At 65.0% G+C, this 2,007-nt stretch carries 1 protein-coding gene; it reads left to right on the top strand.

The features are described 5' to 3' along the window. Positions 1 to 367: 367 nt before the first annotated feature. Positions 368 to 1,795 (top strand): IS110 family transposase, encoded by a 1,428-nt coding sequence (locus OXU42_03925; protein ID MDE0028539.1) that lies wholly within the window; start codon positions 368 to 370, stop codon positions 1,793 to 1,795. Positions 1,796 to 2,007: the final 212 nt, after the last annotated feature.

Here is a 2,007-nt window from a genome sequence, read left to right as displayed (position 1 = left end):
GGCTTCAACGACTCCTCAACTGAAACCGGTCCCTACGCAGTTTTCACACGGTCTGGGCTGACATTGACACCTGCTCCGGTTGTCCCGGATCCTCGAGCGGTATATCGTTTACCCGCGCGCGACGCGGCGGCTTAGTTGCGAAAGTAACGGAACTTGCATTCGGGGGTGGTGATGCGGTGAAGTGAAGGTGGCCGGGGCAGTCGAGGCCGTCGGTTCACTGGCGTGCGCAGGCACCCGTTTTGGAGCATGGCCCGAACCACGATCGGCTTTTGTCACTGATGGCGCGGCTTGGCCGTGACCTCGTTCGAGAGATTGAGCTTTTGCGTGTGGTTCCTCCCCGGCACAACACGAATGGAGAGGACTTGGCATGCCACGGAAGAGCAAGAGGATGGAGCGCCTGAAGGTGGTGAACCCGGACTGCGCAGGGATCGACATCGGCAAGGACCGACACTACGTGGCGGTGGATCCGGAGCGTTGTGCGGAACCGGTGCGGTCGTTCGATGGCTTCACTCGGGATCTGAAAGCGATGGCGGCATGGCTGAGGTCGTGCGGGGTGAAGAAGGTGGCGATGGAATCGACCTCGGTGTACTGGATTCCGGTGTACGAGGTACTGGAGCGCGCGGGCTTCGAGGTGTTGCTGGTACCGCCGCGGATGACGAAGCAGATAGCCAGGCGCAAGAGCGACGTGCTCGACTGCCAGTGGATCTGGCAGTTGCTGTCCTACGGCCTTCTGCGGGGTGCGTTCCGGCCTGGGGATGCAGTGTGCCCGCTACGGGCCTACGTGCGCCAGGCGAAGCGGCTGATCGAGGACCGCGTACGTTGCGTGCAGCACATGCAGAAGGCGCTGACCGAGATGAACGTCCGGCTGGACTCGGTGCTCGCCGACATCATGGGCCAGACCGGGCAGAAGATCCTGCGGGCGATCATCGGCGGCGAGCGCGACGCGCAGCGTCTGGCGTCGTTCCGGCATCGGCAGGTGAAGGCCAGCGGTGACACGATCGCGGCAAGCCTGGAGGGCACTTGGCGCGAGGAGCATCTGTTCGCGCTGGAGCAAGCCATGCAGCGCTACGACTTCTGCCAACAGCAGATCGATGTCTGCGAGGCGCAGATCGCGGCGCAGATCGGCCGCCTGACGCCGCCGGAAGATTCCACAGACGACAGCCCGTCCGGGGACGAAGGCCCTGCTGACGGATCGGCCGGCGAAGGCTGGAAGACGCTGTCGCGCACCGGGGGCAAGAAGTCCGCGGCCGGGGACAAGGCCTTGACCATGGCCCTGCACGAGATGATGGGCGTCGACCTCACCGCGATCCCGGCCATCGGCACCAGAACTGCGCTGACCATCGCGTCGGAGATCGGCCCGGACTTCTCCGCCTTTCCTTCCGCCCAGCACTTCTGCTCCTGGCTGGGGGTGGCTCCCAGGACCAGGATCAGCGGCGGCAAGCCTTTGCCGGGCCGGCTCCCAAAGGTGGTCAACCCGGTCGGACAGGCCCTGCGAATGGCCGCCATGGCAGCGCGAAGAAGCCAGACCTTCATCGGCGCCAAACATCGGGCCCGGCTCGCCCGCAAGGACAGGGCCGTCGCCATCACCGCCACCGCGCGCGAGCTTGCCTGCCTGATCTACCTGATGGTCACCCGGGGCGAGGAATATGTCGAAAAGGGCATGGACGCCTACGAGAAGCGGTGCATCGATCGCACCTTTGCCAACCTCAGCCGAAAGGCACGAACTCTCGGCTACTGCCTCGTCCAGGCCGCCCAACACCAGGAGACGCCCAACGGCGCTCCAGCCGCAGATTAGTCACTTGAGAGCGGTCACTCCCGCGCGACGCGGCGGCTTAGTCGCGGAAGTAACCGGGGCTTGCACCCGGGGCGGCGATGCAGTGAAGTGACGGCGGTCGGGGCAGTCGAGGCCCTTGGTCCACTGGCGTGCTGAGGCACCCGGTTGAGAGCATGGTCCGAACCACGATCGGCTTCTGTCACTGATGGCGTCCACGTCCAGCCCGAATCCGT

This window comes from Deltaproteobacteria bacterium (genome assembly GCA_028818775.1).
Classification (GTDB): Bacteria; Desulfobacterota; Binatia; order UBA9968; family JAJDTQ01; genus JAJDTQ01.
The sequence above is the reverse complement of the archived record's forward strand: the minus strand, read 5'-3'. Positions and strand labels throughout refer to the sequence as shown.

Bases quoted from the DNA above. Each gene is read 5' to 3' on its own strand.
- OXU42_03925 (MDE0028539.1), top strand. From the start codon at position 368: ATGCCACGGAAGAGCAAGAGGATGGAGCGCCTGAAGGTGGTGAACCCG.